This window comes from Streptomyces sp. NPDC048255, assembly GCF_040652415.1.
Classification (GTDB): domain Bacteria; phylum Actinomycetota; class Actinomycetes; order Streptomycetales; family Streptomycetaceae; genus Streptomyces.
This window is the reverse complement of record NZ_JBEZMA010000017.1, coordinates 110,749-137,707: the sequence shown is the minus strand read 5'-3', so window position 1 is coordinate 137,707 and position 26,959 is coordinate 110,749. Positions and strand designations below refer to the sequence as shown.

Here is a 26,959-nt window from a genome sequence, read left to right as displayed (position 1 = left end):
TCCCTCCGCAGCCCCGGCTCCGCCAGGCATGTTCAGCCCCGCCGGCGTTTGAGGCGCGGGTCCGGGCAGAGCCCGGTGCCCGGCGGAGCCGGGTTCCTGGGGCTCCGCCCCAGACCCCGCGCCTCGAACGCCGGCGAGGCTGGAGTCGGGGGCGGGTTCGTCAGAAGCCGGGGCCGTCTGCGCGGTTGCCGGCGGAGGAGAGGCGGCCCCACAGCAGGTCGGTGAGACCCGCGACCAATTCCTCGCGGGAGCAAGGGCGTTCGCCGAGCCACCAGTCGCCGGCCGCGTGCATCATGCCGACGATGCCGTGGCCCCAGACGCGGGCGAGGCGTTCGCCGCCCGGGCCGAGGTCCACGCGTTCGCCGATCACCTGGGCCAGTTCCTCGCCGAGCCTGCGCAGCAGCGGGGCCGAGTGCTGGCCGACGTCGAATCCGTGCTCGGTGGCCTGCGCGTCCTCGGCCGGGTGCATCAGGAAGCGGTAGACCTGCGGGCGGGCCTCGATGGCGGCGAGGTAGGTCCCGAGGGTGGCCTCCACCCGCTGCCGGCGCTCGGCCGGGGCGTCGAGGGCCGCGCGCAGGGACTCGAGCAGGGCGTCGGTGTGCCGGACGGCGAGCGCCTGGTAGAGGCCCGCCTTGTCGCCGAAGTGCCGGTAGAGGATGGGCTTGGTGATGCCCGCCTCCGCCGCGATGGCGTTCATGGACGCCTTGGGGCCGTCCCTGAGCACGACCCGGTCGGCCGCTTCGAGCAGTTCCCGCCGCCGCCGTTCGGCCGCTCCCGGCTCGCCGGCCCGCTGCGTGATCTCCATGACCTGTTTCTCTCCCCGCCCTTGCGATGTGCGTGACGCCCACGCAACGTAACACCCCGCACACCCTCGAGATCGAATCGGCGGTCGCCTACCGGGTGGCCCGGACCCTGCTTGACAGTGCTTACTCGCTGGTAACAGACTGTGGCCGCCGTGAGGGTTACCGGTAGTAACATGCACTTGGACGAGCACAGACAGCTGGAGGGGACATGGCGGAGTTCACCATGGAGCTCAACGACGACCAGAAGCAGGTACGGGACTGGATCCACGGCTTCGCCGCCGACGTGATCCGGCCCGCGGCCGCGGAATGGGACGAGCGCGAAGAGACTCCCTGGCCCGTCATCCAGGAGGCCGCGAAGGTCGGCATCTACTCCCTGGACTTCTACGCCCAGCAGTTCTTCGACCCCACCGGCCTCGGCATCCCGATGGCGATGGAGGAGCTCTTCTGGGGCGACGCGGGCATCGCGCTGTCGATCGTCGGCACCGGCCTCGCGGCCATCGGCGTCGTCGCCAACGGCACCGAGGAGCAGATCGGCACGTGGATCCCGCAGATGTACGGCACCCCGGACGACGTGAAGGTCGCCGCCTTCTGCTCCTCCGAGCCGGACGCGGGCTCCGACGTGGGCGCGATGCGCACCCGCGCCGTCTACGACCAGGCCAAGGACGAGTGGGTGCTGAACGGCACCAAGACCTGGGCGACCAACGGCGGCATAGCCAACGTCCACATCGTCGTGGCCGTCGTCGACCCGGAGCTGGGCAGCAAGGGGCATGCCTCCTTCATCGTGCCGCCGAACACGCCGGGCCTCACCCAGGGGCAGAAGTTCAAGAAGCACGGCATCCGGGCCTCGCACACCGCCGAGGTGGTACTGGAGGACGTACGGGTCCCCGGCTCCTGCCTGCTCGGCGGCAAGGAGAAGCTGGACGAGCGGCTGGCCCGGGCCCGGGAGCGGGCGCGCAGCGGAGGTGCCGGCGAGCGCGTGAAGAACGCGGCCATGGCCACCTTCGAGGCCTCGCGGCCGGCGGTCGGCGCCATGGCCGTCGGCACCGCGCGCGCCGCGTACGAGGTGGCCCTCGACTACGCGAAGACCCGCACCCAGTTCGGCCGCCCGATCATCGACAACCAGGGCGTGGCCTTCCAGCTCGCCGACATGCGGACCCAGATCGACGCGGCCCGCCTGCTCGTGTGGCGGGCCTCCTGGATGGCGGTCGCGGGCCGGCCCTTCACCTCGGCGGAGGGCTCGATGTCGAAGCTCTTCGCGAGCGAGGTGGCCAAGAAGGTCACCGCCCAGGCGGTCCAGATCCTCGGCGGCAACGGCTTCACCCGCGAGTACCCGGTGGAGCGCATGCACCGCGACAGCGCCATCTACACCATCTTCGAGGGGACGAGCGAGATCCAGCGGCTGGTGATCGCGCGGACGATCTCCGACATGCCGATCCGCTAGGCGCTGTGCCCTGGCAATTCCAGCCTCGCCGGCGTTTGAGGCGCGGGGTCCGGGGCGGAGCCCCAGGAAACCCGGCTCCGCCGGGCACCGGGCTCTGCCCGGACCCGCGCCTCGAACGCCGGCGAGGCTGAGTTTGGCTCCGGTCGGGGCTGAGTCTGGCTTCGGCGAGGCCGGATGGGGCCGCGCCTCGAACGCCGGCCAGGCTGGAATCGCCCGGGTCAGGGGGACAGCAGGCGGCGCAGGGCTCGGGTGAACAGGACCCGGCCGGCCGCCGTGACCAGGGGGTCCAGGAGGCGGGGGAGGGGGCGTACGCGCAGGGACTCGTGCCAGTGGACCTCGCTGCCCCCGGCCGGGTCCGCCCGGATCCCGATCTCCGCCCAGCCCGTCACCACCCGGCCGCGCTTCTCCAGCCGGACGAGCCCCGGCGCGCCCGCAGCCGTCGGGGGCTGCCAGACGACGACCTCCATGGGGTCGTCGATGGTGATCCTGCCCACGCCCGTCCGCGCCGTGAAGATCGTCCCGACCCGGGTCGGGACCGCCGTGCCGATGACCGTCCGGGTGAGGGGGACCTGTGCGCCGTGCCGTTCCCAGTCCGTCAGCCGCAGCCACGCCTCGGCCGGCGGGAGGAACGTGCGGTGAACGATCCGGATAACGGGCATGAGCGCATGGTAATCGGGCATACACACCCTGAACTGGACCGCGAATATGGGTTCCGTCCAGGGGTGGCGATCGGTAATACTCACCGCCACCGTGGATCGCGGATTCGACCGGGTGACCACCGGCCCTCCCGCCCCACTCTGCGAGGAGGTGCGCCATGTGCTCCCACCAGCCCCCCTGCCCTACGGCCGACAGCGCCGACCATGATGCCGCCCGCACGGTGGCCTTCCACCCCGAACAGGGCTGGAGCCTGCTCTGCAACGGCGCCGTGGTCTTCGACGACACCGGTGAACTGCTCCCCGACGGCCGCGCGGTGGAACCCCGCCGCCCGGCCCTGGTCTGAGCGAGGAGGCAGCATGCGCCAGCAGCTGATCCGCAAGCCCGTCCCGAAGCCCGCCCCCCGAGACCTGGACCTGCGCACCCCGTCGGGCAGACCCCTCCCGTACTGACGGGAGCCCAGGAATTACCCGGTCCACCGGCTGTCGTTCAGCCGGTGGACGTGGCCGCGCCGCCCAGGAACGCCGCCTCGAAGGCCGCGTCGCCGATCGCCGCCCTGGCCTGGCGTTCGCCCTGGTCCCGCAGGGCCGTCAGCGAGGGCGAGCCGCCCATCTGGGGCCGCCCCACCGTGCGCCACCAGGCGTGCCCCGTGCCCAGCAGCCGCGCCGCCAGTTCCCCGTCGCCCAGCCCGGCCACCGCCGCCGCGAGCACGTCCAGGCCCAGCGCGATGCCGAAGCGGTCGCCGAGCAGCCGTTTCCCGGAGAGCATCGCCCGTACGTGCCGGGCGGCCTCCCCGTGGTGGCCGAGGCCCAGCGCCGAGACCGCCAGGATGTAGTCCGCGTAGGCCCGCAGCCAGCGCTCGCCCAGCTCCGCGCAGGCCTCCCGCAGGGCCCGGGCCTCCTCGGCAGCCTCCTCGTAGCGCTGGAGGTCGCACAGGGCGTACCCGGTGGCCAGCCGGCACAGGAGCCAGCCGGGCGCGCTGGTCAGGCCGCCGTGGCCCGCCCGGGCCCGCGGACCGGCGAGTTCCAGGGCCCGTACGGGGTCCCCCGGCATCAGCACCGACACGGCGTGCAGATAGGCCGCCCGCAGCTCCCGCTCGGGGTCCGCCAGCCGGGCCGCCTCCCGGGTGCACTCCAGGCCCAGCTCCCGGGACGCGGCCAGGTCGCCCTGGAGCAGGGTCGTCAGCCCGAGGGCCCAGAGCGCCTGGGTGTACACGGCTCCGGTGTGCGGGGCGGCGCGCAGCGCCCGCTCCAGGAAGCTGCGGCCCTCGTGGACGTGCCCGCACGCGAACCAGTAGAACCACAAGGCCCCGGCCATCTCCATCGCGGCCGTCGGGTCGGAGCGCAGCAGGTGTTCCAGGGCCGTGCGCAGCTGGGGGTGCTCGGCGGTCGTCCTGCGGTACCAGTCCACCTGGCCCGGGCCCAGCCAGCCGCGGTCGGCGGCCTGGGAGAGGGCCGCGTACCAGTGGGCGTGCCGGTCGGCGGTGACACCGGCCTCGCCGAGCTCCTCCAGCCAGTCGTGGCCGTACTCGCGGATGGTGTCGAGCATGCGGTAGCGGGCCCCGGCGCCCCGTTCGTCGGTGCACCGGACCACCGACTTGGCGACCAGGCCGGCCAGGACCCGCTCCACCCGCGAGGCGGGCAGCGGCCCGCCGGCGCACACGGCGCGGGCCGCGGCGACGTCGAAGTCCCCGGTGAAGACGGAGAGCCGGGCCCACAGCAGGCGTTCCACCGGCTCGCACAGTTCGTGGCTCCAGCCGATCGCCGTCCGCATCGTCTGGTGCCGGAGCGGCAGCGCGGCCCGGCTGCCGGACAGCACGTCCAGGCGCGTGCCGAGCCGCTCGGCCATCTGCTCCAGGGTCCACAACCGCAGCCGGGCTCCGGCGAGTTCCAGGGCGAGCGGGATCCCGTCCAGGCGGCGGCAGACCTCGACCGCGACCGCGGCCCGCTCGGGGTCCTCGAAGGCGGCCGCCGCCCCGGCGGTTGCGGTGAGGGCGCGGGCCCGGAAGAGGGCGAAGGCATCGCTGTCGGGTCCCTCGCAGGGCAGCGGGCGGACCTCGACGAGGGCCTCGCCGGGGGTGCCGAGCGGCTCCCGTGAGGTGATCAGCACCGTCAAGCCCGGTGCGGACTGGAGGAGTTCGCCTACGAGGTGCCGGCAGTCGGCCACCAGGTGCTCGCAGGTGTCGAGGACGAGGAGGAGCTCCTTGTCGGCCATCCAGGCGCACAGCTCCTCGTCGAGGGGGCGTGCGGAGTGGTCGGCCAGGCCCACGGTGTGGGCGACGGTGGTGGTGAGCAGGGTGGGGTCGCGCAGCGGTGACAGCTCCACCCACCAGACGCCGTCGGGCCGCGCCTGGCGGGCGTCGGTGACGGCGCGCAGGGCGAGGCGGGACTTGCCCACACCGCCCACCCCGGTGAGGGTGACCAGTCTTCTCTCCCGCAACAGGTCGTGAACCAGGCCGAGTTCGTTCTCCCGGCCGACGAAGCTCGCCGATTCCGGCGGCAGGTTTCCCGGCACGGCGCCAGAGTCTGGCCCAGCGGCGCCGCCCGCGGGTCCTGCCTGATTGTTGTTGACCGAGTACTCACCGAACACGGATGTATTGTGCGTGATCTTCTTTCACGGCAGTGCCGATCAGGCCAGAACGTCAGCCATATTTCACGCTACGAGAACGATCCGCCGTTCCGCGGAGAAGGCGCCCCAGTTGCCGTCGGGCAGCCGGGCCCGCAGTTTCACGGCCCACACCGTACCGGCAGGCTCGGTCACCGTGAGCCGGTGTTCGGCCCTGCCGCTCGGGACGGCGCCGGTGCCGAACTGGATGACGGTCGTGGGCTGTTCGTTGACGTAGAGCTCGTACTCGCTGGTTTCCCGTCCGGTGTCGGGGGCCGTCCAGGCCAGCGTGACCTCGCCCTTCGACGCGACCGCGGTGAACCCGGCGGGCGCGGTGCCCGGCCCCTCGCCGGAGGCGGGCGGGGTCGTCACGTCCACCGCCGGGCCGTCGGGAGAGGAGTTGTCCGCCCCGTCCCGGGCCCGGACGGTGAAGGTGTAGACGGTGTCCGGCCGGAGGCCGGTGAGGGCCGTGCCGCTCTCACCGGGGCCGGCGGTGTGGATCCGGACGCCGCCCTGGTAGACGTCGTACGCCGTCACGCCGGTGTCGTCCGTGGCCGCGGACCAGGACACCCAGGCGGCGTGGGGCCCGGTCGCGCGGCCCGTGGCCGTCGCCGGGGCGGTCGGCGCCGCGCGGTCCTCGGCCTTGGCCGCCGGGGTGGTCACCTGGGCGGCCGGGGCCTGCGGGGAGAGGTTCCCGGCGGCGTCCTTCGCCCGGACGGTGAAGGCGTAGCCGGTCTGCGGGGTGAGCCCGGTGACGTCCGTCATGTTCTTCTCGGCGGGGAGCTCGCGGACCAGCCGGCCGGCCTGGAAGACCTGGTAGCCGGTCACCCCGTCGCGGGAGGCCGCCGCCTCCCACATGACGTGCACGGTGGTGGCGCTGCCGGCCTGCGCGGTGAGCCCGGCCGGAGCGGGCGGGGGGTCGGTGTCGGCCGCGGTGCACCCGACCGACGCGGCCAGGCCGGAGACGGCCAGGCAGAGGGCGAGCGTGGGGGCGGTGCGTCGCACGGGGTGCCTTCCTCCGCGGTCCTCGTAAAGGTCTAGACATATATGGCACGCGGAGCGGAGGTGCGGCAAGACCCGTGCGCCTTGGTCTGCCGGACGGAAGTGGCCGCCGATGTGACCCGGTTCGTCTTCTTCTGCTCCCGTCTGGCATTATTGCGATCTCTTTGCAATAACAGATGATCGTAAACAGGGATGTGCACAGCATGACGGCCCGGACAGTACGGGGAGTGGCCGGCGCGACGCTGGCCGCCGCACTCATCACGGGCGTGGCGGCCTGCTCGACCCCCTCCGGGGGGACCGCGGCGGGGACCGCGGGCGGGGACTCCGCCGTGGTCGGCATCGCCACCGAGCCGGAAAGCCTCAGCCCGCTGCTCGGCTACGGCAAGGACGGCAACTCCAAGATCTTCGACGGACTGCTCACGCACGACGCGGACATGAAGCTGCAGCCCGCGCTGGCCCGGGCCCTGCCCGAGGTCTCCGCGGACGGACGCACGTACACCTACGCGCTGCGCCAGGGCGTGAAGTTCAGCGACGGGGAGCCCTTCTCCGCCGAGGACGTGGTCTTCACCTACCGGACGATCCTCGACCCGAAGACGAACAACGCGTCCAAGACCGAACTGGACGCCATCGAGTCCGTCGAGGCACGGGGCGAGGACACGGTCGTCTTCACGCTGAAGTACCCCTACGCGCCCTTCGCCGAGCGCACGGTGCTGCCGATCGCCCCCGAGCACGTGGCGGGCCGGCAGGACGTCAACAGCGGGGAGTTCACCACGCGGCCCGTCGGCACCGGCCCCTACCTGCTCACCGGGTGGTCCAAGGGCGAGAAGCTCAGCTTCAAGGCCAACCCCGGGTACTGGGGCGGCGAACCCGCCGTGAAGAAGTTCACCATGGCCGTCATCAAGGACGACGACGTACGCGTCACCCGGCTGCGCTCCGGCGAGCTGGACGCGGCGATCCTGCCGCCCAACCTCGCCAAGGGCTTCGAGAAGGACAAGGCGCGTCTGGGGGCACCTCCCAGCGGTAGCTGGGGGATGTACGCGGCCAAGACCTTCGACTACCGCAACGTGACGCTGCCGACCCAGCACAAGGTCACCGGTGACGTGGCCGTCCGCCAGGCGCTGGACATCGCCGTGGACCGGGGCGCCATGGTCGACAAGCTCCTGGAGGGCGCGGGCAAGCCCGCGTACGGCCCGGTGCCCACCGGCAGCCCGTGGTTCACGGCCGGCACGGAGCGCGCGTACGACCTCGACAAGGCGCGGCGGATCCTCGACGACGCGGGCTGGAAGACGGGCGAGGACGGCATCCGCGTCAAGGACGGGGTCCGCGCCTCCTTCCCGCTCTGGTACACCTCCGGCGACAAGATCCGCCAGGACCACGCGCTCGCCTTCGCCTCCGACGCCAAGAAGGCCGGCATCGAGGTCAGGACCGAGGCCGGGACCTGGGAGGTCATCGAGCCCCGGATGAAGACCGAGGCGGTCCTCGCGGGCGGCGGCTCCCCGGCCGACCCGGACTTCGACCAGTACCAGCTGCTGACCTCCTCGCTCGCGGGCGACGGCTTCAACAACATGGCCTGGTACGACAACGCGACCGTGGACCGGGCCCTCGGCGACGCCCGCAGGAGCGGCGACCCGGCCGCGCGCAAGGCGGCGTACGACACCGTGCAGCGCGAGCTGGTGAAGGACCCGGGCTACGTCTTCCTCACCCACATCGACCACCTGTACGTCGTGAACGACAAGTGGGACGGGCTCACCACCCAGGTCGAGCCGCACGACCACGGCCTGGGCTCCGGCCCGTGGTGGAACGTCGAGAGCTGGAAGCCGAAGCAGAAGTGAGCCGAGCCAGGGCCTGTCTTCCGGGTCAGGCCGGATCAGCCCGTGCCGGGCGCCGCGGGCCCGGCCCGACCCGAAGGACAGGCGTTCAGTGAACTCCCGCTCCGGCCGCCTCCCCTGGGGGCCGATGGCGCGCATGGCGGGGCGGCGGACCCTCTTCGCCGCCCCCGTCCTGCTCGCCGTCACCTTCGGGGTCTTCGCCGTCGCCGCGCTGTCCCCCTTCGACCCCGTCAAGGCGTACGCCGGCACCGCGGGCCTCACCGCCTCCCAGGACCGCCTCGACGAGCTGCGGGCCAACCTCGGCGTGGACCAGCCGCTGGTCACGCGCTGGTGGGACTGGCTCACCTCGGCGCTCACCGGCGACCTCGGCACCTCCTCCGTGATGCGGCAGCCGGTGGCCGACGTCATCGCCGAACGGGTGGGCTGGTCCGCGCTGCTCGCGGCCTGCGCCTTCACCGTGGCGGTGCTCGCGGGCACGGCGCTCGGAGTGCTGGCCGCGCGCCGCCCGGGCGGTCCGCTGGACCGGGCCGTGTCCGGGCTCGCGTACACCCTGGAAGCGGCCCCGGCCTTCTGGCTGGGCCTGCTGGCCATCTGGTTCTTCTCGGTACGGCTGGGGGTCCTGCCCTCCGGGGGCCTGACGGACGCGGGCAGCGACGTGGTCACCTTCGGGCAGGTCGCCACGCACCTGGTCCTTCCCGCGCTGGTGCTGGGCCTGTCCCAACTCCCGTGGTTCTTCCTGTACGTCCGCCAGGGCGTGGCCGACGCGCTGGCGGAGGACCCCGTACGCGGGGCCCGCGCGCGGGGTCTGGCGGAGCGGACCGTGCTGCTCGGGCACGGGCTGCGCTCCGGCATGCTGCCGATGCTGACCCTGGTCGGTTCGCGGGTCCCGGAACTGATCACCGGCGCGCTGCTGGTCGAGACCGTCTTCAGCTGGCCGGGCATCGCCGCGGCGACCGTGCAGGCGGCGACCTCGGTGGACTTTCCGCTGCTGGCGGCCCTGACCGTGATGGCCACGGCGGCCGTGCTGGCGGGGAACCTGCTGTCCGACCTGCTCTACGGGCTGGCCGATCCGAGGGTGGGCTTCGATGGCTGACCTGACGGCCGGCCGGGTGTGGAAGTCTGCGGGCCCCACCCGGCGTTCGACGCGCAAGCTGCGCGTGCGGGCCTCGGCGGTGACCGTCGCGCTGGTCGTGGCGGCGGTGCTGGTGGTCCCGCCGCTGGCGCAGCTGGACCAGCAGGCGGTCGACTTGTCGGCAAAGCTCCTTCCGCCGTCGTGGGCCCACCCCTTCGGGACGGACGACGTCGGGCGCGACCTGCTGCTCAGGTGCGTCTACGGGCTGCGGGTCTCGCTGGGCGTCGGCCTGGTGGCGGCGCTGGCCGCCACCGTGATCGGCACGGCCGTGGGCGCGGCGGCCGGCGCGCTGGGCGGCTGGACGGACCGCCTGGTGATGCGGGTGGTGGACGCGCTGTCCTCGATCCCGCACCTGCTGCTGGGCATCTTCATCGTGGCGATGTTCCGCCCGGGGGTGTGGCCGGTGGTCGCTTCCGTCGCCGTGACCCACTGGCTGTCGACGGCCCGCATCGTCCGCGCGGAGGTCCTGTCCCTGCGGGGCCGGCCCTACGTGGACGCGGCGGTCTCGGGCGGCGCCTCGCGGTGGCGGATCGCCGTACGGCACCTGGTGCCGGGCGTCCTCCCGCAGGCGGGCCTGGCCGCCGTGCTGATGGTGCCGCACGCGATGTGGCACGAGTCCGCGCTGTCCTTCCTGGGGCTGGGACTTCCCGCGCACCAGGCCAGCCTCGGCGGGCTCGTCCAGAGCGCCCGGGGTTCCCTGCTGGCCGGCGACTGGTGGCCGACGCTCTTCCCCGGCCTCCTGCTGATCGTCCCGACCCTGGCCATCGCGGGCCTCGCGGGCGCCTGGCGCGACCGCCTCAACCCCCGCCGCCGCTCGGAGCTGACCCTGTGACCCACCCCGCCCCCACCGGGCCCGCCGCACCCGCGGGGCCCGGGCCTGCCGAGTCCGCGACGCCCGCGACGTCCTCAGCGCCCGGGCCTGCTGAGCCCGCGGCGCGTGCCGCGCGTGCCACGTCCGCCGCGCCCGGGCCCGCGGTGCCTGCCGGCCCTGCCGAGTCCGCGGGGCGTGCCGCGCCCGCTGCGCCCGCCGGGCTCGGGTCTGCGGTGTCTGCGGTGTCTGCTGTGTCTTCCGGCCCTGCTGGGCCCGCGTCCGCCGGGCCCCTCGCCGGCGCCGGGCGCGCCGGGGCGGACGTGCTCGTCGTGTCGGGGCTCTCGGTGCGCTTCCGCATGCCCGCAGGGCGGTACGTCGAGGCCGTCAGCGACGTCGGCTTCCGGCTCGGGCCCGGCGAGTGCTTGGCCCTCGTCGGGGAGAGCGGCTGCGGCAAGTCCGTGCTCGCCTCCGCCCTGCTCGGCCTGCTCCCCGGCAACGCCGAGACCGCGGGATCGGCCCGCCTCGCGGACGGCCTGGACCTGCTCGCGGCCGACGAGCGGACCCTCGCCGAGACGGTACGGGGCCGCCGCGTCGGCCTGGTCCCGCAGAGCCCGGCGGCGCACCTCACCCCCGTCCGCACGATCCGGTCCCAACTGGAGGAGACCGTCCGGGAGCTGGGCTCCGGCACGTCCCGTATGTCCGGGATCTCGGGCACCTCCGGGACCTCCGGCGCGTCCGGGTCCTCCGGGTCCTCCAGGTCCCCCGGCGTGTCCGGGTCCTCCGGGTCCTCCGGCACGGCTGGGATCTCCGCGATCTCCGGTACCACCGGTACCACCGGTACCACCGGTACCACCGGCACCTCCGGCACCTCCGGGACCTCCGGGACCTCCTGGGCCTCCGGCACCTCCGGCACCTCCGGCACCTCCGGGGCCTCCGGGATCTCCGGGACCTCCGGAGCCTCCGGCCGGCCCGCCGCGGCGACAGGGCGCCCGGACCGGCCGGAGCCCGGGCGCCGGGCGGGGTTCCTGCGGCGGCGCCCCCGCCCCCGCACCGGCCGGCTGCGCGCCGCGGCCGAGGCGGCGGCCGCCCGCGCGGCCTTTCCCGCCACCCACCTCGACCGCTACCCCCACGAACTCTCCGGCGGCCTCGCCCAGCGCGCCGCCACCGCCCTCGCCCTCGTCGGCGACGCGCCGCTGCTGCTCGCGGACGAGCCGACCACGGGCCTCGACCGGGACCTCGTGCACCGCACCGCCGACGAGCTGCGCGCCCACACCCGGGACGCCGGCCGTGCGCTGCTGATGATCACCCACGACCTCGCCGCGGCGGAGCGCATCGCCGACACCGTCGCCGTCATGTACGCCGGGCGGATCGTCGAACTCTCCCCGGCCCGGACCTTCTTCGGCTCGCCCGGCCCCCGCCACCCCTACGCCCGGGGGCTCCTCGAAGCGCTCCCGGAACGCTCCTTCGCCCCCATCCCCGGCGCCCCGCCCGAACTCGGCGCCCTCCCGCCCGGCTGCGCCTTCGCCCCCCGCTGCGACCGCGCCGACGCGCTCTGCCGCGCCGAGCGGCCCGTGCTCACCGAAGGGCCGGCCTGCCACCATGCTTGAGCTCAAGGACATCACTGCCGGGTACGACCGCCGCGAGCCTGTCGTGCGCGGCGCGCACCTCGCCCTGCGCCCCGGCGCCTCCCTCGGCCTGCTGGGGCCGAGCGGCTGCGGGAAGTCGACCCTCGCCCGGGTGGCCGCCCTGCTGCACCGTCCCGACCGGGGGAGCGTGACCCTGGACGGCCAGGCCGTGACCGGCTTCCGCCACCGCGCCCCGCGCGCCCTGCGCACCGCGGTCGGCGTGGTCTTCCAGCAGCCGCGGCTGTCCGCCGACCCCCGGCTGCGGCTCCACGACCTCGTCGCCGAACCGCTGCGCGCGACGGGCCGCCGGGCGGAAGTGGAGGCGACCGTCGGAGAGTTGACCGAGCGTGTCGGCCTCGGTGCGGATCTGCTCACCCGCCGCCCCCACGAGGTCAGCGACGGCCAGCTCCAGCGCGCCTGCCTGGCCCGCGCCCTGGTGCTGCGTCCGCGCTGGCTGGTCTGCGACGAGATGACCGCGATGCTGGACGCCTCCACCACGGCCGCCCTGGTCAGGGTGGTGGAGGAGTACCGCGCCGAGTCGGGCGCCGGGCTCCTCGCGGTCGGGCACGATCCGGTGCTGCTCGCGCGCTGGTGCGACCGTACGACCCGCTGGGACGAGATCGTCAAGGACTGACCACCCGTCACGGACGGTCAACACCCGTACGGCGGACACGTCTTTCGCCCGGAGGCACCCCCTCCTGCGCCACCATGGCGCCGGATAAGGAGGTTTCCGATGGTGCTTTCCCTCTCCGTGGTCGTCCTGCTCCTCGTCCTCGCGTGGATCTTCGTGCGCAGCGGCGGTCTCAAGTTCTCGCACGCCCTCGTCTGCGTCCTGCTCGGCTTCTACCTCGCGAGCAGCAGCATGGCCGCGACCATCCACAACGGACTGGCCGCCACCGCGAACGTGGTGTCCAGCCTCAAACCGTAGGACCTGGCCGACTGTTGCGCGCTCGTGAATCATCCGGCACTTCCATGGACTCTTCGGACACCGCGATCTAGCGTCGGGCGGCGGCGCGATGTCAGACGCATTGTCAACAACACGAAGAGGAACGGAGGAAGTCCGCATGCTCCGAAGAACGCTGAACTGCGCCGTGGTCCCGGTGCTCGCCGCCTTCACGGCGCTGTACGGGATCTCCCCGGCGCAGGCCGAGGAGATACCCAAGGCGCCCGGCCACCGCCTGGTCAGCGCCTACGACGGCAGCCCCGCCACCGCCGCCCCGCTGCCGGGCGAAGCCCCGCCGCAGCACCCCTTCCTCGCGCCCAACGGCCGCAGCGGCATGCACTCCGACGCGGCCGGCAGCGCCACCTCGCCCTGGTCCGGGCCGCTCGGCAAGAACCCGCAGGTGACCAGCGAGAAGATCGCCGCCCTCGGCGGGGAGTGCGCCACCGCCACCTTCGACTCGGGCGGCCGGATCGTCACCGTCTGCGGCACCTTCTCCGGCTTCAAGGTCAAGCTCCTGGAGCCCCGTACGCTCGCCACGCTCGCGGAGTACCAGCTCCCGCAGCGTTCTTCGACCGTCGAGGCGATCACCTCGCTCGACTTCGCGAAGATCTTCAAGGACACCTCGGGCGGCGCCTACTTCTACCTGGACGACCAGGACCGGGCCGTGCTGGCCGACTCCCGCCAGCACATCCTGCGCCTGTCGCACAGTCAAGGTGCGGACGGAACCTGGAAGTTCACGGCCGACGACGACTGGGACCTGACCGGCCAGGTCCCGCACGACTGCGTCAGCTGGACCAACCTGCGGCCCAGCGGCACCTGCGACCCCGTCACCTCCGTCATGCCCGACTGGGACGGCCGCATCTGGTGGGTCACCCGCCAGGGCCGGGTGGGCACCGTGGACCCGGCGACCTCGCAGATCCGTTCCGTCCAGCTGCGGGGCGAGGAGATCCAGAACTCCTTCTCGGTCGCCGAGGACGGCGTCTCCATCGTCACCGACCACGCGCTCTACAGTTTCCGCGCCACCGCCGACGGCACCCCGCAGGTGCAGTGGCGCCAGACGTACGACCGCGGCACCGCCGCCAAACCCGGCTCCGTGAACCAGGGTTCGGGCACCACCCCGGACCTCTTCGGCAACGGCTACGTCGCCATCACCGACAACGCCGACGACCGGATGAACGTCCTGGTCTACAAGCGGGGCGTGGACGTCCCCGCCGACCAGCGGCTGGTCTGCAAGGTCCCCGTCTTCAAATCCGGCGCCTCGACCACCGACAACTCCCTGATCACCTGGGGAAACAGCATCGTCGTCGAGAACAACTACGGGTACGAGAACCCGACGACCCTGCTGCTGGGCCGGTCCGTCGTCGGCGGAGCCACCCGCATCGACGTCCGCGCCGACGGCAGCGGCTGCGACACCGTGTGGGAGCGCGGGATCCGCTCGCCCTCGACCGTGCCCAAGCTCTCCACCGCCAACGGGCTGCTCTACTTCTACGAGAAGGAGCCCAACGCCTGGGGCATCGACGCCTGGTACCTCACCGCGGTGGACTTCCGCACCGGTGAGCGGCGCTGGCGCCGGCTCACCGGAACCGGCCCGCTGTACGACAACAACTGGGCCCCGATCACCCTCGGCCCCGACGGCACCGCGTACATCGGCGTCTTCAACGGCATCGTCGCGGTCCGCGACGGTGGCTGACCCCCGCCGCGCCCCCGATGCGCCCACGGCCGGCCGGCACGCGATCCGTGCCGGCCGGCCGCCGGTCACCGCCGCGCCCACTCCTCGGCCAGCAGCCGGTAGGAGCGGACCCGGGCCGCGTGGTCGTGCGTGATGGTGGTGATCATGAGTTCGTCGGCCCCGGTGGCCTCCTGGAGCCGCTCCAGATGATCGGCGACCGTCCCCGCCGAGCCCACGAACCGGGTCTCCACCCGGTCGGCAACGAGCGCCTCGTCCTCCTCGGTCCAGGGCAGGGCGCGCGCCTCGTCCGGTGTGGGGTAGGGGATGGCGCCCTCGGCGGTACGGATGCTGCGCACCCAGGGCGCGTACCCGGTGGCCAGCTCCCGCGCGGTCGCGTCGTCCTCGGCCACGACGACGTCGGCGGACACCGTCACATAGGGCCGGTCCAGTTCTGCGGAGGGCTTGAAGGCGGCCCGGTAGCCCTCGGCCGCTTCCAGGACCGTGGCCGGGCTGACGTGGTAGTTCGCCGCGAAGCGCAGCCCGCTGCGGCCCGCGGTGTCCGCGCTCTGCCCGCCGCTGCTGCCCAGGATCCACACCTGTACGTCGGCCCCCTCGCCGGGGACCGCGTGCGCCTCCTCGCCCTCGGGGGAGCGGTACTCGCCCCTCAGCAGCGCGAGGATGTCGTCGACCTGCTCCCCGTAGTCCTGGGGCTGCGCACCCGGCAGGGTCAGCAGCTTCTGCAGGAGCGCGACCCGCGGATGGCCGAGCAGGTGCGCGAAGGAGAAGGGGGCCGGGATCCGCAGGCCGTTCGGCGCGTACCCGTCCACGACCGGGGTGACGGGCCGCGCGGGCTCCCCGGAGCGCCGCGGCGGCCGGCCCGCCGAGCGGCCCAGGCCCAGGTCGAGGCGGCCCGGGTGCAGTGCGTCGATCAGGCCGAACTCCTCCACCGTGGACAGTGCGGTGCGGTGCCCGAGCTGTACGGCGCCGGAGCCGAGGCGGATCGTGCTGGTCGCGGAGGCGGTCAGGGCGAGGAGGACGGCCGGGGAGGTCCCGGCGACGCCCGGGTTGAGGTGGTGCTCGGCGAACCAGTAGCGGACGTAGCCGAAGGCCTCCGTCCGCCGGGCGAGGTCGATGCTGCGGTGCAGGGCCTCGGCGGCGCTGGAACCGGAGGCGACCGGGACGAGGTCGAGGACCCCGAGGGGGATGCCGGGCATGGCCGTGCTCCTTACAGGTCGGGGGAGGAAGGGCCGGGGAGCGCGCGTACGCCGGAGCCGGAGCGCCCGGCGCCGGGCACGGCCAGGCCGAGGTGCTCGCGCCCGGCGGACTCCCGGGCCCGCCGGATCGCCGTGACGGCGGCCCGGACCTCGTCGGTGTCGCGCGCGGCGACGTACCCGACATCGGCGGACCGGGCGATGAGTCCGAGAGCCGCGCCGCCGTCGCCGGGCGCGGCGGAGGCGCTCACGACGGGCTGCCCCTGGGGCGGCCGGGGGGTGATCGACGGCCCCCTGACGCTGAAGTGGCGGCCCTCGAAGTCGATGTGGTGCAGCCTGGCGCGGTCGACGAACCGGCCGGTGGCCACGTCGCGGATCTCGGCGTCGTCGTCCCAGCTGTCCCACAGCCGCCGGATCACCTCGACGTGGTCGACGGCCTCCTCGTACGCCTCGGCGTCGGGGAGCGCCGCCGGACGGCGGCCGAAGTGGCGTGCCTCGTCGGCCAGCCGTGAGATCTGGATCCGCAGGCCCGCGCGCCCCCGGCTGACGTGGTCCAGGGTGGCGATCGCCTTGGAGACGTGGAAGGGCTCGGTATGGGTGGCGGTCACGCTCGGGACCAGCCCGATGTGCCGGGTCAGCGGGGCGACGCGGGCGGCCGTGAGGACCGCGTCCAGGCGCCCCTGGACCCGGTCGGGGCGTACGCCGGGCCCCTCCGGCCCGTCGGACCCGTCCGAGGAGGGGGGCCGGAGGGTGAAGGAGTCCTCGAAGGTGACGAAGTCGAGCAGTCCGGTCTCGGCCTCGGCGACGACACCGGCCCAGTAGCGGGCGGTGAACAGCTCGCCGGGCCGGGCACCCGGCGCGCGCCAGGCGGCCGGGTGCCCGCCCGCGCCGTCGAGCGCGACGGCGAGGTGCAGCGGGGCGGAGGATGCGGATGCGGACGTGGACGTGGACGGGGGTGCGGTCGGGTCTGGGGGCACGTTGAACGGCGCCTTCCTGATCGGCCGTGCGCGGAGGAGGCCGATACGGGGTCGCGGATCGAGGGCCCCGGGGAGAGGGGCGGCGGGTCGGTCGTCAAGGTCTCCTCGAAAACGCTACGCCCGGTAGCGGGCACGTACAATGACCGCTGTGTGAAGAGCACTTGGCGACCGTGTTGCCCGCCACCGGGCGGCTCCCTCAGAGCCAGGGCAGCTCCTCGGCGGAGTACCGGTAGGCACGGAAGACGGAGTTCTGGGCGCCGGCGGAGGACTCCAGGCCCACGCCCTCGCCGAAGGACCGGAACTGCGGAACCACGAACTCCCAGACCACGTCCCCGCCGCGGGTCACCTCGAAGAGCCGGCCGAAGGAACCCTCGGCGACGAAGGTGTTGCCGTTCGGCAGGCGCTGGGCACTGGACATGTACGGGCTGTAGAAGTTCTGCGGCGGGTTGTCCTGGTAGGACCACACCTCCTTGCCCGTGCGCGGGTCGAGCTCCAGCACCCGCGAGTACGGCACGGACGTGGTGTCGCGGTACGTCCCGTTGTCGAAGACCAGGATGTTGCCGTCGGCCAGTTCGTGCGGGTGGTGCTGCTGGGCCAGTACGTCGGGACCGATGCGCCACCTGACCGAGCCGTCGGCCCGGTCGACGGCGACGGTGGTGGACGCGCTGCGGAAGCCCACCACGACCGAACCGTCGGCCAGCTCGTTGACGGTGTTGGCCATCGGCCAGTGCTCGCGGGCGAAGTGCGGGTCGAGCGGGAACTCCTCCGGGTCGAGGTGGTCGATGGCCGCCCAGCGCCACACCTCCCGCCCGTCCCAGGTCAGTTCGTACACCACGTCCCCGTAGATCACCCCGCCGGGCGCCTCGGATCCCGGGATGCCGCCCCGGATCCGCGCCGCGTCGGCCGGGGCCAGGGGCTCCACGACCGTGACGAGGAGGTTGCCGTTGCGCAGCACCGAGGCGTCGTGGTGGTGGAAGGGGTGCCGGGTCTCGCGCAGGACCGTGGAGTCCGGGGCCAGCTCCTGGAAGATCCCGCCGTGGTAGACGTCCCAGATGGGGAAGAGGCTCGGGCCGCCGGTGTCCTTGGCCGCGTAGAAGAGGTTTCCGCCGGGGAGGATCTGCGCCTGACGGCCGGGCGGGTGCGGGGAGTTCCAGGTGTGTGCGGGCCGTCCCCCGATGTCCACGAGGTGGATCTCGCCGCTGCCGGTGATCGGCGTGTAGAGGGTGTAGCCGCCGTAGCTGCGCTCGGGGTCGTGGGCGATGAGGCCGACGCCGCGGCGGCGCAGGGTGTTCTGGTCGACGGTCATGGGGGATCTCCTGTCGGGACGGGGCTGGTTCAGCGCACGGTGACGGCGGCCGGGTCGACGGCCGTCAGGGGTCCGGGGTTCAGGTGGCGCAGCAGCGTGGCGCGGTCGGCGGGGCCGGGCAGGCCCTGGGCGGCCTTGGCCCAGGCGGCCTCCTGCTCCAACTCGGCCAGCAGCTCGGGGGAGAGGGTCGCGCCGTAGCCGTAGCGCGGCTGGAAGGCGTCGACGTAGCCGGCCTGGAGGGCGCCCTTGGACTGGGCGAGTACGGCCTTGCGGGCGCCGGCCGGGTCGGCGGCCATCTCGCGCTGGGCGCGCAGCAGCGTGCGGAGCGCGGCCGTGGTGGTCCGCTCGTCGGCCGACGGGCCGGCGACGAGCAGGGTCCGGGCGGTGTAGCCGGTGAAGGGGAGCTCGGCGTAGCGCGCGCCGAGGGCGGTGCGGGCGGCGTCGTAGAAGCTGGGGAAGGTGGCCCCGGCGTCGACGTCCCCGCGGGCCAGCGCCGCGGGCACCTGGTTCGGGGCGAGGTTGACCACCGTCACGTCCGCGGCGGTCAGCTGCGCCGAGGCCAGCATCCGCGACAGCGCGTACTCCACGTTCGTACCCTGCGGGACCCCGACCTTGCGGCCGCGCAGCGCGGCGAAGCCGGTGATCTGCCGGTCGGTACGGGTGAGCAGGCGCCAGTCGGAGAACCGGGACAGGTCGGCGACGACGCGCAGTTCGCGCCCGCCCAGTACGGCGGTCACCGCGGGCAGGTCGCCCACGACGCCGAGCTGCGCCTGGCCGCCGAGTACGGCGTTCAGCGCGTCCCGCCCGGTCGGCTGGGTGGTGACGGTGGCGTCCAGGCCGTCGGCGGACCACAGCGCGCGGTCCTGGGCCACGTGGACGGGAGCGCCGCCGAGGTGGTCGCTGGCGGCGAGGGTCACGGCCGGGCGGTCGCCCGCGCTCCCGGTGCCCGCCGGGGCGGATCCGGCGGCGCAGGCCGTGGCGAGCGCGGAGAGCAGGGCAGCCAGGAGTACGGCGGTCACCGCGCGGGGTCCGTGCATGGCGGGGAGTCCTTCCAGGGGAGGGAGCAGGGGGAGTGGTGAGGAGCAGGGGACGGAGGGCCGAAGGGGCGGGTTCAGTCCGAGCGCAGATGGCGTGCGATCAGGGCCCGCAGGTCCGGGTCGGGAGCACCCGCGGGCACCGGGTGGTCGGCGAGCACCCGGCCGGGAGTCCCGCCGAGGACGACGACCCGTTCGGCGAGGGCCAGCGCCTCGTCGATGTCGTGCGTGACGAACAGCACGGTCGTGCCCCGGCGTTGCCACAGCTGCCGCAGAAGGGTCTGCATCCGGGCCCGGGTCAGGGCGTCGAGCGCCCCGAACGGCTCGTCCATCAGGAGCACTTCGGGTTCGGCCGCCAGGGCGCGGGCCAGCGCCACCCGCTGCTGCATACCGCCGGACAGCTGCGCGGGGTACTTGCCGGTGCCGTCGGCCAGGCCGACCTCGGCGAGCACCTCGATCGCGCGCCGACGGCGTTCCCGGCGCGGCAGGCCGAGCCGCTTGAGGGCGAACTCGACGTTGCCGCGCGCCGTGCGCCAGGGGAAGAGGGCGTAGTGCTGGAAGACCACGCCCCGGTCCGGGCCCGGCGCGCGGACCGTCCGGGAGCCCGCCGTGACCCTCCCCGCGACGGGTGCGACGAACCCGGCCACGGCCCCGAGCACCGTGGACTTGCCGCATCCGCTGGGCCCCAGCAGAGCCGTGAACGAGCCCGCCGGGAACTCCAGGTCCGTCGGCTCCAGCACCGGGGCACCGGCGCCGTATCCGACCGACAGCCCCTCCAGCCGTACGTCCAGGCTCATGCGGTGCTCCAGTGGGCGAAGCGGCGGCCGATCGAGGCCAGGACGAGGTCGACGGCCACGCCGAGCAGGCCGAGGACGAGCAGCCCGGCGAACATCCGGTCCACGCGCAGGAACTGGCCGTCCACCTGGAGCCGGTACGCCAGCCCGCTGTCCGCGCCGCCCAGTTCCGCGGCGACCAGGGCGAGCAGCGCCACGGACGCCCCGTAGCGCAGCGCGGCGAGCAGGGCGGGGGCGGCGGCGGGCAGCAGCACCTCGGTGAACCGGCGGTGCACCGGCGCCCCGAGCGACCGGGCCGCCCGCAGGTGGGACACCGGGATCCGGGAGACCCCGTCGTGCACGTACAGCCAGACGGCGAGCAGCACGGCGTACGCGATGAGCAGGCGCTTGGAGCTCTCCCCGATGCCGAACCAGGCGGTCGCGAGCGGGACCAGGGCGATGGCCGGGATGGGCCGCAGGAAGGAGATCAGCGGGGTGACGGCGGCGGAGAGCCAGGGCAGGTGGCCGGTGGCGAAGCCCAGCGCACTGCCGACGGCGGCGCCCAGCGCGAACCCCTGCCCGGCGCGGGCCAGGCTGGCGCCGAGGTCGGCGGCCAGTACCCCGTTGCGGGCGCCGTCCGCGAGGGCGGCGAGGGTCTCGGCGGGCGTGGGCAGGAGCCCCGGAGCCACCGCGCCGGACCGGGCGGCCAGGTACCACAGCGCGAGCACGGCGCCGGCCGATGCCAGGGCCGGGCCGAGGGCCGGGCGGCGCCGGACGGCGGCCCGGCCGGGCGGTGAGGGGGTGGCGTGCACGGGGCGGCTCCTCCGTCGTCGATAAGTGAGGTCAATAATTGACCACGCTTATGACGGGAGTGTTGCGGCAGTGCGAAACCTCCCCGGGGCCCCCGGCCGGTGATCGGTGATGAGGTACGTTCACCTGCGTGTCGCGACCCGAACCCACGCCCGAGGCGATCGAGGTCGGACGGGTGATCCGCAGCTGCCGCAAGCAGCGCGGGGTCTCCATGGCCGTCCTCGCCGCCCGTTCGGGCCTCTCGCAGCCCTTCCTCAGCCAGCTGGAGCGCGGTCTCGCCACGCCCAGCCTCAGCTCGATCTACCGGATCGCCGAGGCGCTCGACGTCACCCCGGGCACCTTCCTCAGGCCGCCCGCGCGGCCGGGTGCGGTCAGCCACGAGGCCGATCCGCAGGTGATCAGGGTGGACGAGGCGGCCGGGCAGACCGCGCGGGTGCTGATCCCGGGCGGGAGCAGCGGCCTCATGGAGGCGTACGAGCACCACTTCGAGCCCGGCCGGGGCGAACGGGGCTGGTTCGAGCATCCCGGCGAGGACTTCCTCTACGTCCTCGAAGGCGAGATCCTCCTCGAGGTCGAGGGCGAGGAGCCGCTGCTCCTGCGCGCCGGCCAGAGCGCCCACCACCGGGGCGAACTCCCGCACCGCTGCCGCCTGCCCGGCCCGTCCGCCGCCCGCACCCTGCTCGTGATCGCGAACGCCTAGGCCCGGACAGGACCTAGCCCTGGTCCAGGCGGCGCAGTACCCGGAGCTCCGCCGCCTCGACGTCCAGCCGCGCGGCCGGGTCGCCGCCGCGGCCGCGGACGGCCGCGCGCACCAGCGCCAGGTAGAACAGGGCGGGCGCGCACGGGGACCAGGCCTCGGCCGGCTTGTCCAGCAGGAAGGACAGCACCGCATCGGGATCGGCGGGCACGAAGGCGTAGTCGTCGTGCTCCCACTTGTCCTCGACGCCCCCGCTCCAGCGGCGGCGCAGGGCCTCCTCGTCCAGCTCCTGGAGTTCGGCGCTGAAGAAGGCCGCCCACTGGTTGTTGCGCAGGTCCAGCCCGAAGCCCAGCAGCTCCAGGTCCACGGGGTCGGTCTCCTGCACCGCCAGCTCCTCGCGCAGCGCGCGCCGGGCCACGGCGTGCAGGCTGATCCGGCCGTCGGGCGCCAGGTCGTGGATGGCCGCCAGGCCCTCGTTCGCCGAGGAGTTCCAGCGCGACCGGTTGGGTCCCACGACCTTGGCGCTGCGGTGCGAGAAGAGCACCTTGCGGTCCGGGCCGGTGCGCACGGCGACGTTCACACCGAAGCTGCAGAACATGTACGGCGGCGCGTCGACCGGGTCCTGGCCCTCCAGGTACTGCTCGCGCAGCGTCAGCCCGTTCTTCTGGGCGCGGTCCAGGTTGATGGACGTGGTGAGGAAATCGTAGTAGTCCGCGTCGCGCAGGGTGAGCGTGGCGACCGGCTCCTCCTGGTTGTCCGTACGGGTCACGACCAGCCGGTCCACGGCGAAGCGGGGGTTGTTCCAGCGGTGCGCCAGGCCCGCCGCCTCCTTGCGCCGCTCCTCGTCCTCGATGGCCCGCCGCCAGCCCGCGATCTCCTCGGGGAACTCCACCCGCTCCGGGATGTGGTGGACGCGGACGTTCTCCTCGCTGATCGGACGGGTCCCGTCCCCCTCGAAGATGTGGCAGTCGGTCTGCCGCCCGGCCAGGCTGAACCTGTCGCGCTGTGCCATCAAAATCCTTTCTCACAAGGGTAGTTGATGAGAGTATGACCCAGGCTGAGGATCTCGGGGGAGGGGCCTGGGTGGGGGTGGGGGGCGTGTCCCGGCTCGCGGAACGCGGTGCGTACCGGCGCGAAGGACTGATCGCGACGGTGGCCGTCGCCGAGTACGAAGATCCCGCGCGACCCGGAGGCCGCGAGACCCTCGCGCACGTCGAGGGCGTCCGCGGCCGGGTCGCCGAACTCGCGGGCGCACAGCTGGGGTTCGGCCACCGGATGAGGCTGGACGACGCCGGGACCACCCGCGCCGGACTGTGGGCCGGACTCGACGCCTTCGTGGCGCACCGTGCGCGCCGCAAGATCCTGTACTGGACGGGCCACGGCATCGACCGGGGCCCCGCGGGCTACTTCCTGGCCTGCCGCGACACTTGGGCCGCGGGCGGCTTCGACGGCGGCCGGGCGCTCGCCGTCACCGACCTGGTCGACCGCCTCCTGGATCCCGCCGACGGGGCCGACACCCTGCTGGTCATCGACGCCTGCTCGGCGCACGGCCACCTGCCCGAGGCCCTCGACCGCGCCCTGAGCAAGGAGCGCGAGGCCGTCGGACGGGCGTACCGCGAGCGCGCGGGCGGTTTCGTCGTGGTCGGCACGTCGGGCGTCGGCCGGGTCATCCCGGAGGGCCGCTGGGTGGAATGGCTGGAGCAGGTGATCGCCAGCCCCGACCTGGAGATGAAGGACCACGCCAGACCCCTGGACCCCTCGGCGCTCTACCTGCCCGTGGAGTACCTGCTGGAGGGGATCGACGGGGCCGCCGCCGCGTCCGGGCTGGACGAGCCCGAGGAGCGGCCGGGCCACGTCGAGGTCCGCTCGCTGCCCAACAGCTTCCTGCACAACCCGTACTACGCCGACGAGGGCGAGGTGCGCGGCACGGCCCTGCTCGGGGACGACGACCCCTACCCCTGGCTGGGCGCCGAGCACTTCGGCCTCGAGGACGGCGGCGAACTGGAGCGGACCTTCTCCGGCCGCCACGGGCCGCTGAGCCGGCTGGTCCGCTGGCTGGAGACGTACCAGCAAGGACTCCTCGTGGTGACGGGTCCCGCCGGCTGCGGCAAGACCGCCCTGCTCGGACGCCTCGCCCTGATGTCCGTACCCCGCAAGTGCGACCGGCTGGACCCGCCGCCGCCCCCGCAGGTACGCCCACGGCCCGGCAGCGTCCACGCCCTCGTCTCCTGCCGGGGCCAGTCCTTGACCACCCTGACCAGAGCGCTGTGGGAGCTGCTCACCGCCTTCGAGGGCATGGCGGCCCCGCCCGCGGGCACCGTCACGGTGCAGCACACGCTCGCGGCGATCGGCGCGCTCGTGGCCCGCGAGGGCGCCGTCAACCTCGTCTTCGACGGCCTGGACGAGGCGATGCCCGAGCAGGGCCACGAGATCGCCCGCCACCTGCTCAACCCGCTTTCGCGCAGCGCGGGCGTCAAGGTCGTCGTCGGCACCCGCCCCCAGCCCCGCCAGCAGATCGCCTACCGGGAGCCGGACGAGAGCCTGTTGCAGACCCTTGACCGGACGGCCCCCTCCCTGGTCCTCGACGAGGACGAGGAGACCGAGCGGGACATCGCCGACATGGTGGAGGCCGTACTCGCCGCGGAGGGCTCCCCGTACGCGCAACCGGGCGCCGAGGCCGAACGGACCGCCGCCGCCACCCGCATCGCCGAGGAGAGCGGCCGGCTGTTCCTGATCGCCCGGCTCATCGCCGCCGAACTGGTCCGCCGCCCGCGGCGCGTTCCCGAGGACCGGCTGGTGGAGCACATCCGGGCCGGCGGCGCCGGACTGCGCGACCGGCTCGCCGACGAGATCGGCCACCTCAGCGCCGACGGAACCCTGCGCACCGCCGAACTCCTGCGCCCCCTGGCCCTCGTCCACGGTCCGGGCCTGTCCCATGAGGCCGCCGAGGACAGCAGACTATGGCTCGGCCTGGCCAACGCCCTGCGCGACGACGGCACCCCCGAACTCACCGCCCGGGCCCTGCGCCACGTCCTGACCGCGGCCACCGGCAGCCTCGTGACCGGGCAGCCGGAACCCGAGGCCGGCACCGCCTGGTGCCTGGCCCATCCCAGCTACGGGGCCTACCTCCTGGAGAGCGCCGGTCTGGAGCCCGCCGACGGACACCGCCGCCTCGTCGACACCCTGCGCGCCCAGGGCGCGGGCGCCTGGGAGCAGACCCACCCCTACGTCCGCCGCTACCTGGGGGCGCACGCCGCGGGCGCCGGCTCCGGCCTGCTGGAACTGCTCTTCGACGACCCGGACTTCCTCGTGCACACCGACCCGGACGTGATGCTGCCGCTCACCACCGCCGTGCTGCGCGACTGCGAGGGCGCGGCCCTGTACGCCCGCGTCGCCGACGAGTTCCGCTTCCGCACCACCGCCGGGGAACGCCGGGCCCTGCTCCTCGCGACGGCGTTCGTCAGCCACCGCCCCGGCCTGTACGCACGATTACGCGCCCGGCCGGGCTTCGCCTCCCTGCCGTGGCGCGAACTGTGGACCGACGCGCCGCCCGAACCGCTGGAACTGCGCTGGCCGGCCCCGCTCGGCGGGGCCCGCGCCATGAGCTGGAGCGCCGCCGACCGGGGCCGGACCCTCTCCGTCGCGGGCCAGGGCGAGATCGTGGTGCAGGACGCCCTCACCGGCAAACGCCTCCTCACCCGCCGCACCACCGAGGAGCGCGGCGGCCGACGCGAGGCACTGACCGAGGTCCGGGAACTCGGCACCGGAGCCCACCGGGTGACGGCCGCGCGCGACAGCGGGGCCGTCCACTTCTGGGTCGGAACCGAACGCCTCCCCTCACAGGTCTACCGGTGGGGCGGCGCGCCGCACAGCCTGACGGCGGTCCGGTGCGAGGACACCGCACTGACCGTCGTGGCCGACGGCCGTCTCACCTGGGCCTGGCGCTGGCCGTACCAGGGACGCCCGGGCGACGGCGGCCTCGCGGACGTCAGCGACGCCGCCGCCGGGCGGATCGCCCTGCTCCACCTGGACGGCCGCAGCTTCCTGCTCCTCGCCGGCACCGAGGTGACAGTGCGCGAGCTGCACCCCAAGGCCCGCGGCGGATCCGGACTCCTCGGCGGGAGCTGGGTGCTGCGCGAGGGCGGCCGTCCGGTGTACGCGGCCGGGGCCCTGCCCGACGCCACGGGCGGCGGCGCCTGGCTGGCCGCGGCCGACGGACAGACGGTGACCGTGTGGCGGCTCACCCTCACCCTCGGCCCGGACGGGACCGCGCCCGCCGGACCCCGGTGGGGGATCCCGCTCACCCTCGTCTCCAAGGCCCGCGGCCTGGCCCTGGGCCGGCTCGGGGCCCTGCCCGCGATCGCCCTGCACGAGGGCGGCGCGGTCCGGATCCGGGTCCTGGACGAGGCCGCCCTGGAGTGCTCGTTCCCGCTGCGCAGCCAGCGCGAGCCGGAGGCCCTCGCCTTCGACCCGGGCGGCTCGGGCCTGGTGGCCGCCGGTGACGGGCCCGACGTACGGCTGCTGGACGCCGCCTCCGCCGTCCGCGCGGGCCGCAGGGCCCGGCGCCGCGCCCACCACGAGCGTCCGGTGGTCGCCCTGGCCGCCGGGCCCGGCGAAGCCGCCCTGCTGTGCCGGGCCTGGGGCGGCGAGGTCCTCGTAGGCCTCACGGCAGGGCCGGACGCCGGAGCGGATCCGGTGGTCCTGCCGCACGAGCACGCCGTCACCGCCGTACGGGCCCTGTGGGACGCGGGCCAGTGGGTGGTGGCGGTGGCGGCGGGCCGGCGCACCCACCTGTGGCGGCTCGCGGCCGGGCTGGGGACGTACGAGCAGGGGGAACCGCTCGAACTGGGCGGAGACCCGGGCGCCAAGGTGCCCGGGATCGGGCTCACCGCCGCCGACGGCGCGGTGCGCCTCTTCGTACCGGTCGGCGGTGGGGTGAAGTGCTGGACCGCCACGGGCACGCACGGGCGCGAGGCCGGCTCCGCGCACGCGGGGATCCTGGTCTGCGGGCTCGCGGCGCGCACCATGCGGGACGGATCCACCTGGGTCGTCACGGACGTGGGCGACCGGTACCGGCTGTGGCGCGCCACGGACGACGGACTCGCCGCAGCGGGCGCCGCCGAAGTCTGGCAGCCCACCGCACCGGCCGTCCTGGGGGAGTACCTCGTGGACGGCGAGTCGATCCCGCTGCTCGCCTGGGCCGAGGGCCCCCTGGTCCAGCTCGCCGAATGCACCGGCCGACGCTGGAAGCGGACCACCGTCCAGGCGGGGGCGCCCGGCCCCACCGCACTTGCCTTCTCCGGCGGCCCCGAGCGCCCCCTGCTCCTGACCGGCGGGGGCGAACGCTCCCTGACCGTCTGGGACGTGCGCCACGGAGCCTGGCTGCCCGAGCTGACCGTGCCCTACCGCGGCATGGACGTGGCCACCCTCGAAGCCGTCTTCGACGAGGAGCGCGGCATCACCCTCGCGCTCCAGGCACTCCAGCGCTGCGACCTGATCCGGCTGAGCGCCGCCCTCCCGGCCCGCCCGACGGGGCGCAGGAGAACGGCGCGCCTGTGACGCGCGTACCCCACCGGCCTCCGCCACCCCGCGCACCGCCCCCACCGGCCTCCGCCATCCCGCGCACCGCCCCCACCGG

The 26,959-nt window shown here is 74.2% G+C and carries 21 protein-coding genes and 1 pseudogene; 11 read left to right on the top strand and 11 right to left on the bottom strand.

From position 1 onward, the window contains the following. Window positions 1-160 precede the first annotated feature (160 nt). The gene (locus tag AB0D94_RS16730) at window positions 161-805 is read right to left on the bottom strand and encodes a TetR family transcriptional regulator (RefSeq protein ID WP_362051875.1); all 645 of its coding nucleotides are present in this window, start codon (window positions 803-805) and stop codon (window positions 161-163) included. 206 nt (window positions 806-1,011) lie between these two features. On the opposite strand from AB0D94_RS16730, the gene AB0D94_RS16725 reads away from it, so the two are divergent. Further along, window positions 1,012-2,244 (top strand): acyl-CoA dehydrogenase family protein, encoded by a 1,233-nt coding sequence (locus AB0D94_RS16725; RefSeq protein WP_362051873.1) that lies wholly within the window; start codon window positions 1,012-1,014, stop codon window positions 2,242-2,244. 218 nt (window positions 2,245-2,462) lie between these two features. On the opposite strand, the gene AB0D94_RS16720 is transcribed toward AB0D94_RS16725, so the two are convergent. After that, window positions 2,463-2,903 (bottom strand): SRPBCC family protein, encoded by a 441-nt coding sequence (locus AB0D94_RS16720; RefSeq protein WP_362051871.1) that lies wholly within the window; start codon window positions 2,901-2,903, stop codon window positions 2,463-2,465. Between the two features lie 155 nt (window positions 2,904-3,058). On the opposite strand from AB0D94_RS16720, the gene AB0D94_RS16715 reads away from it, so the two are divergent. Then, window positions 3,059-3,244 carry a DUF5999 family protein gene (locus AB0D94_RS16715; protein ID WP_031142052.1) on the top strand — a complete coding sequence of 62 codons (186 nt, stop codon included), beginning with the start codon at window positions 3,059-3,061 and terminating at the stop codon, window positions 3,242-3,244. Window positions 3,245-3,387: 143 nt separating this feature from the next. Here AB0D94_RS16715 and AB0D94_RS16710 read toward each other — a convergent pair whose 3' ends face one another. Together AB0D94_RS16710 and AB0D94_RS16705 are read right to left on the bottom strand one after the other, a co-directional pair. Continuing rightward, window positions 3,388-5,412, bottom strand: a complete 2,025-nt coding sequence (locus AB0D94_RS16710; protein WP_362051868.1) for an NB-ARC domain-containing protein — start codon at window positions 5,410-5,412, stop codon at window positions 3,388-3,390. A 138-nt stretch (window positions 5,413-5,550) separates the two neighbouring features. Beyond that, window positions 5,551-6,507: a fibronectin type III domain-containing protein gene (locus AB0D94_RS16705; protein ID WP_362051866.1), complete on the bottom strand. Its 957-nt coding sequence runs from the start codon at window positions 6,505-6,507 to the stop codon at window positions 5,551-5,553. Between the two features lie 200 nt (window positions 6,508-6,707). Between AB0D94_RS16705 and AB0D94_RS16700 the strand changes: the two genes are divergently transcribed. From AB0D94_RS16700 to AB0D94_RS16670, 7 genes are all read left to right on the top strand, one after another. After that, complete coding sequence (locus AB0D94_RS16700; RefSeq protein WP_362051864.1) at window positions 6,708-8,336, top strand: ABC transporter substrate-binding protein; 1,629 nt, start codon at window positions 6,708-6,710, stop codon at window positions 8,334-8,336. Window positions 8,337-8,460: 124 nt separating this feature from the next. Then, window positions 8,461-9,426 carry an ABC transporter permease gene (locus AB0D94_RS16695; RefSeq protein WP_362051888.1) on the top strand — a complete coding sequence of 322 codons (966 nt, stop codon included), beginning with the start codon at window positions 8,461-8,463 and terminating at the stop codon, window positions 9,424-9,426. Beyond that, entirely contained in the window at window positions 9,419-10,297 is an 879-nt protein-coding gene (locus AB0D94_RS16690) for an ABC transporter permease (RefSeq protein ID WP_362051862.1), read from the top strand. The genes AB0D94_RS16695 and AB0D94_RS16690 overlap by 8 nt, the downstream gene beginning before the upstream one ends. A gap of 335 nt (window positions 10,298-10,632) precedes the next feature. Next, complete coding sequence (locus AB0D94_RS16685; protein ID WP_362051886.1) at window positions 10,633-11,883, top strand: ABC transporter ATP-binding protein; 1,251 nt, start codon at window positions 10,633-10,635, stop codon at window positions 11,881-11,883. Beyond that, the gene (locus AB0D94_RS16680; RefSeq protein ID WP_362051860.1) at window positions 11,876-12,535 is read left to right on the top strand and encodes an ATP-binding cassette domain-containing protein; all 660 of its coding nucleotides are present in this window, start codon (window positions 11,876-11,878) and stop codon (window positions 12,533-12,535) included. Before AB0D94_RS16685 ends, AB0D94_RS16680 begins: the two co-directional genes overlap by 8 nt. 99 nt (window positions 12,536-12,634) lie before the next feature. After that, on the top strand, window positions 12,635-12,829 hold the full coding sequence (locus AB0D94_RS16675) for a hypothetical protein (RefSeq protein WP_266938165.1): 195 nt from the start codon (window positions 12,635-12,637) through the stop codon (window positions 12,827-12,829). 136 nt (window positions 12,830-12,965) lie between these two features. Next, the gene (locus tag AB0D94_RS16670) at window positions 12,966-14,534 is read left to right on the top strand and encodes a hypothetical protein (protein WP_362051857.1); all 1,569 of its coding nucleotides are present in this window, start codon (window positions 12,966-12,968) and stop codon (window positions 14,532-14,534) included. A 65-nt stretch (window positions 14,535-14,599) separates the two neighbouring features. Here AB0D94_RS16670 and AB0D94_RS16665 read toward each other — a convergent pair whose 3' ends face one another. The 6 genes and pseudogenes from AB0D94_RS16665 to AB0D94_RS16640 all read right to left on the bottom strand — a co-directional run bounded on the left by AB0D94_RS16665 (window position 14,600) and on the right by AB0D94_RS16640 (window position 20,626). After that, on the bottom strand, window positions 14,600-15,727 hold the full coding sequence (locus tag AB0D94_RS16665; RefSeq protein ID WP_362051855.1) for an LLM class flavin-dependent oxidoreductase: 1,128 nt from the start codon (window positions 15,725-15,727) through the stop codon (window positions 14,600-14,602). 98 nt (window positions 15,728-15,825) lie between these two features. Then, window positions 15,826-16,701, bottom strand: a pseudogene (locus tag AB0D94_RS16660) (LLM class flavin-dependent oxidoreductase); the annotation flags it as partial. Between the two features lie 196 nt (window positions 16,702-16,897). Beyond that, the gene (locus tag AB0D94_RS16655; RefSeq protein WP_362051853.1) at window positions 16,898-18,007 is read right to left on the bottom strand and encodes an aryl-sulfate sulfotransferase; all 1,110 of its coding nucleotides are present in this window, start codon (window positions 18,005-18,007) and stop codon (window positions 16,898-16,900) included. Window positions 18,008-18,036: 29 nt separating this feature from the next. Beyond that, complete coding sequence (locus tag AB0D94_RS16650) at window positions 18,037-19,044, bottom strand: NrtA/SsuA/CpmA family ABC transporter substrate-binding protein (RefSeq protein ID WP_362051851.1); 1,008 nt, start codon at window positions 19,042-19,044, stop codon at window positions 18,037-18,039. A 74-nt stretch (window positions 19,045-19,118) separates the two neighbouring features. Next, window positions 19,119-19,838 carry an ABC transporter ATP-binding protein gene (locus tag AB0D94_RS16645; RefSeq protein ID WP_362051849.1) on the bottom strand — a complete coding sequence of 240 codons (720 nt, stop codon included), beginning with the start codon at window positions 19,836-19,838 and terminating at the stop codon, window positions 19,119-19,121. Continuing rightward, on the bottom strand, window positions 19,835-20,626 hold the full coding sequence (locus AB0D94_RS16640; protein ID WP_362051847.1) for an ABC transporter permease subunit: 792 nt from the start codon (window positions 20,624-20,626) through the stop codon (window positions 19,835-19,837). Before AB0D94_RS16640 ends, AB0D94_RS16645 begins: the two co-directional genes overlap by 4 nt. A gap of 128 nt (window positions 20,627-20,754) precedes the next feature. On the opposite strand from AB0D94_RS16640, the gene AB0D94_RS16635 reads away from it, so the two are divergent. Beyond that, window positions 20,755-21,324 (top strand): XRE family transcriptional regulator, encoded by a 570-nt coding sequence (locus AB0D94_RS16635; RefSeq protein WP_362051845.1) that lies wholly within the window; start codon window positions 20,755-20,757, stop codon window positions 21,322-21,324. Window positions 21,325-21,337: 13 nt separating this feature from the next. Here AB0D94_RS16635 and AB0D94_RS16630 read toward each other — a convergent pair whose 3' ends face one another. Beyond that, window positions 21,338-22,333 carry a translation initiation factor 2 gene (locus AB0D94_RS16630; RefSeq protein WP_362051843.1) on the bottom strand — a complete coding sequence of 332 codons (996 nt, stop codon included), beginning with the start codon at window positions 22,331-22,333 and terminating at the stop codon, window positions 21,338-21,340. Window positions 22,334-22,419: 86 nt separating this feature from the next. Between AB0D94_RS16630 and AB0D94_RS16625 the strand changes: the two genes are divergently transcribed. After that, window positions 22,420-26,880, top strand: coding sequence for an ATP-binding protein (locus AB0D94_RS16625; RefSeq protein ID WP_362051841.1), 4,461 nt, complete (start codon window positions 22,420-22,422; stop codon window positions 26,878-26,880). Window positions 26,881-26,959: the final 79 nt, after the last annotated feature.

What these genes read in the sequence shown, in the direction of transcription:
- AB0D94_RS16700 (WP_362051864.1), top strand. Translation starts at nt 6,708, where the DNA reads ATGACGGCCCGGACAGTACGGGGAGTGGCCGGCGCGACGCTGGCCGCC.
- AB0D94_RS16690 (WP_362051862.1), top strand. Translation starts at nt 9,419, where the DNA reads ATGGCTGACCTGACGGCCGGCCGGGTGTGGAAGTCTGCGGGCCCCACC.
- AB0D94_RS16730 (WP_362051875.1), bottom strand. Translation starts at nt 805, where the DNA reads ATGGAGATCACGCAGCGGGCCGGCGAGCCGGGAGCGGCCGAACGGCGG.
- AB0D94_RS16630 (WP_362051843.1), bottom strand. Translation starts at nt 22,333, where the DNA reads ATGGCACAGCGCGACAGGTTCAGCCTGGCCGGGCGGCAGACCGACTGC.
- AB0D94_RS16725 (WP_362051873.1), top strand. Translation starts at nt 1,012, where the DNA reads ATGGCGGAGTTCACCATGGAGCTCAACGACGACCAGAAGCAGGTACGG.
- AB0D94_RS16695 (WP_362051888.1), top strand. Translation starts at nt 8,461, where the DNA reads ATGGCGCGCATGGCGGGGCGGCGGACCCTCTTCGCCGCCCCCGTCCTG.
- AB0D94_RS16655 (WP_362051853.1), bottom strand. Translation starts at nt 18,007, where the DNA reads ATGACCGTCGACCAGAACACCCTGCGCCGCCGCGGCGTCGGCCTCATC.
- AB0D94_RS16680 (WP_362051860.1), top strand. Translation starts at nt 11,876, where the DNA reads ATGCTTGAGCTCAAGGACATCACTGCCGGGTACGACCGCCGCGAGCCT.
- AB0D94_RS16675 (WP_266938165.1), top strand. Translation starts at nt 12,635, where the DNA reads ATGGTGCTTTCCCTCTCCGTGGTCGTCCTGCTCCTCGTCCTCGCGTGG.
- AB0D94_RS16685 (WP_362051886.1), top strand. Translation starts at nt 10,633, where the DNA reads ATGCCCGCAGGGCGGTACGTCGAGGCCGTCAGCGACGTCGGCTTCCGG.
- AB0D94_RS16645 (WP_362051849.1), bottom strand. Translation starts at nt 19,838, where the DNA reads ATGAGCCTGGACGTACGGCTGGAGGGGCTGTCGGTCGGATACGGCGCC.
- AB0D94_RS16650 (WP_362051851.1), bottom strand. Translation starts at nt 19,044, where the DNA reads ATGCACGGACCCCGCGCGGTGACCGCCGTACTCCTGGCTGCCCTGCTC.
- AB0D94_RS16715 (WP_031142052.1), top strand. Translation starts at nt 3,059, where the DNA reads ATGTGCTCCCACCAGCCCCCCTGCCCTACGGCCGACAGCGCCGACCAT.
- AB0D94_RS16670 (WP_362051857.1), top strand. Translation starts at nt 12,966, where the DNA reads ATGCTCCGAAGAACGCTGAACTGCGCCGTGGTCCCGGTGCTCGCCGCC.
- AB0D94_RS16665 (WP_362051855.1), bottom strand. Translation starts at nt 15,727, where the DNA reads ATGCCCGGCATCCCCCTCGGGGTCCTCGACCTCGTCCCGGTCGCCTCC.
- AB0D94_RS16720 (WP_362051871.1), bottom strand. Translation starts at nt 2,903, where the DNA reads ATGCCCGTTATCCGGATCGTTCACCGCACGTTCCTCCCGCCGGCCGAG.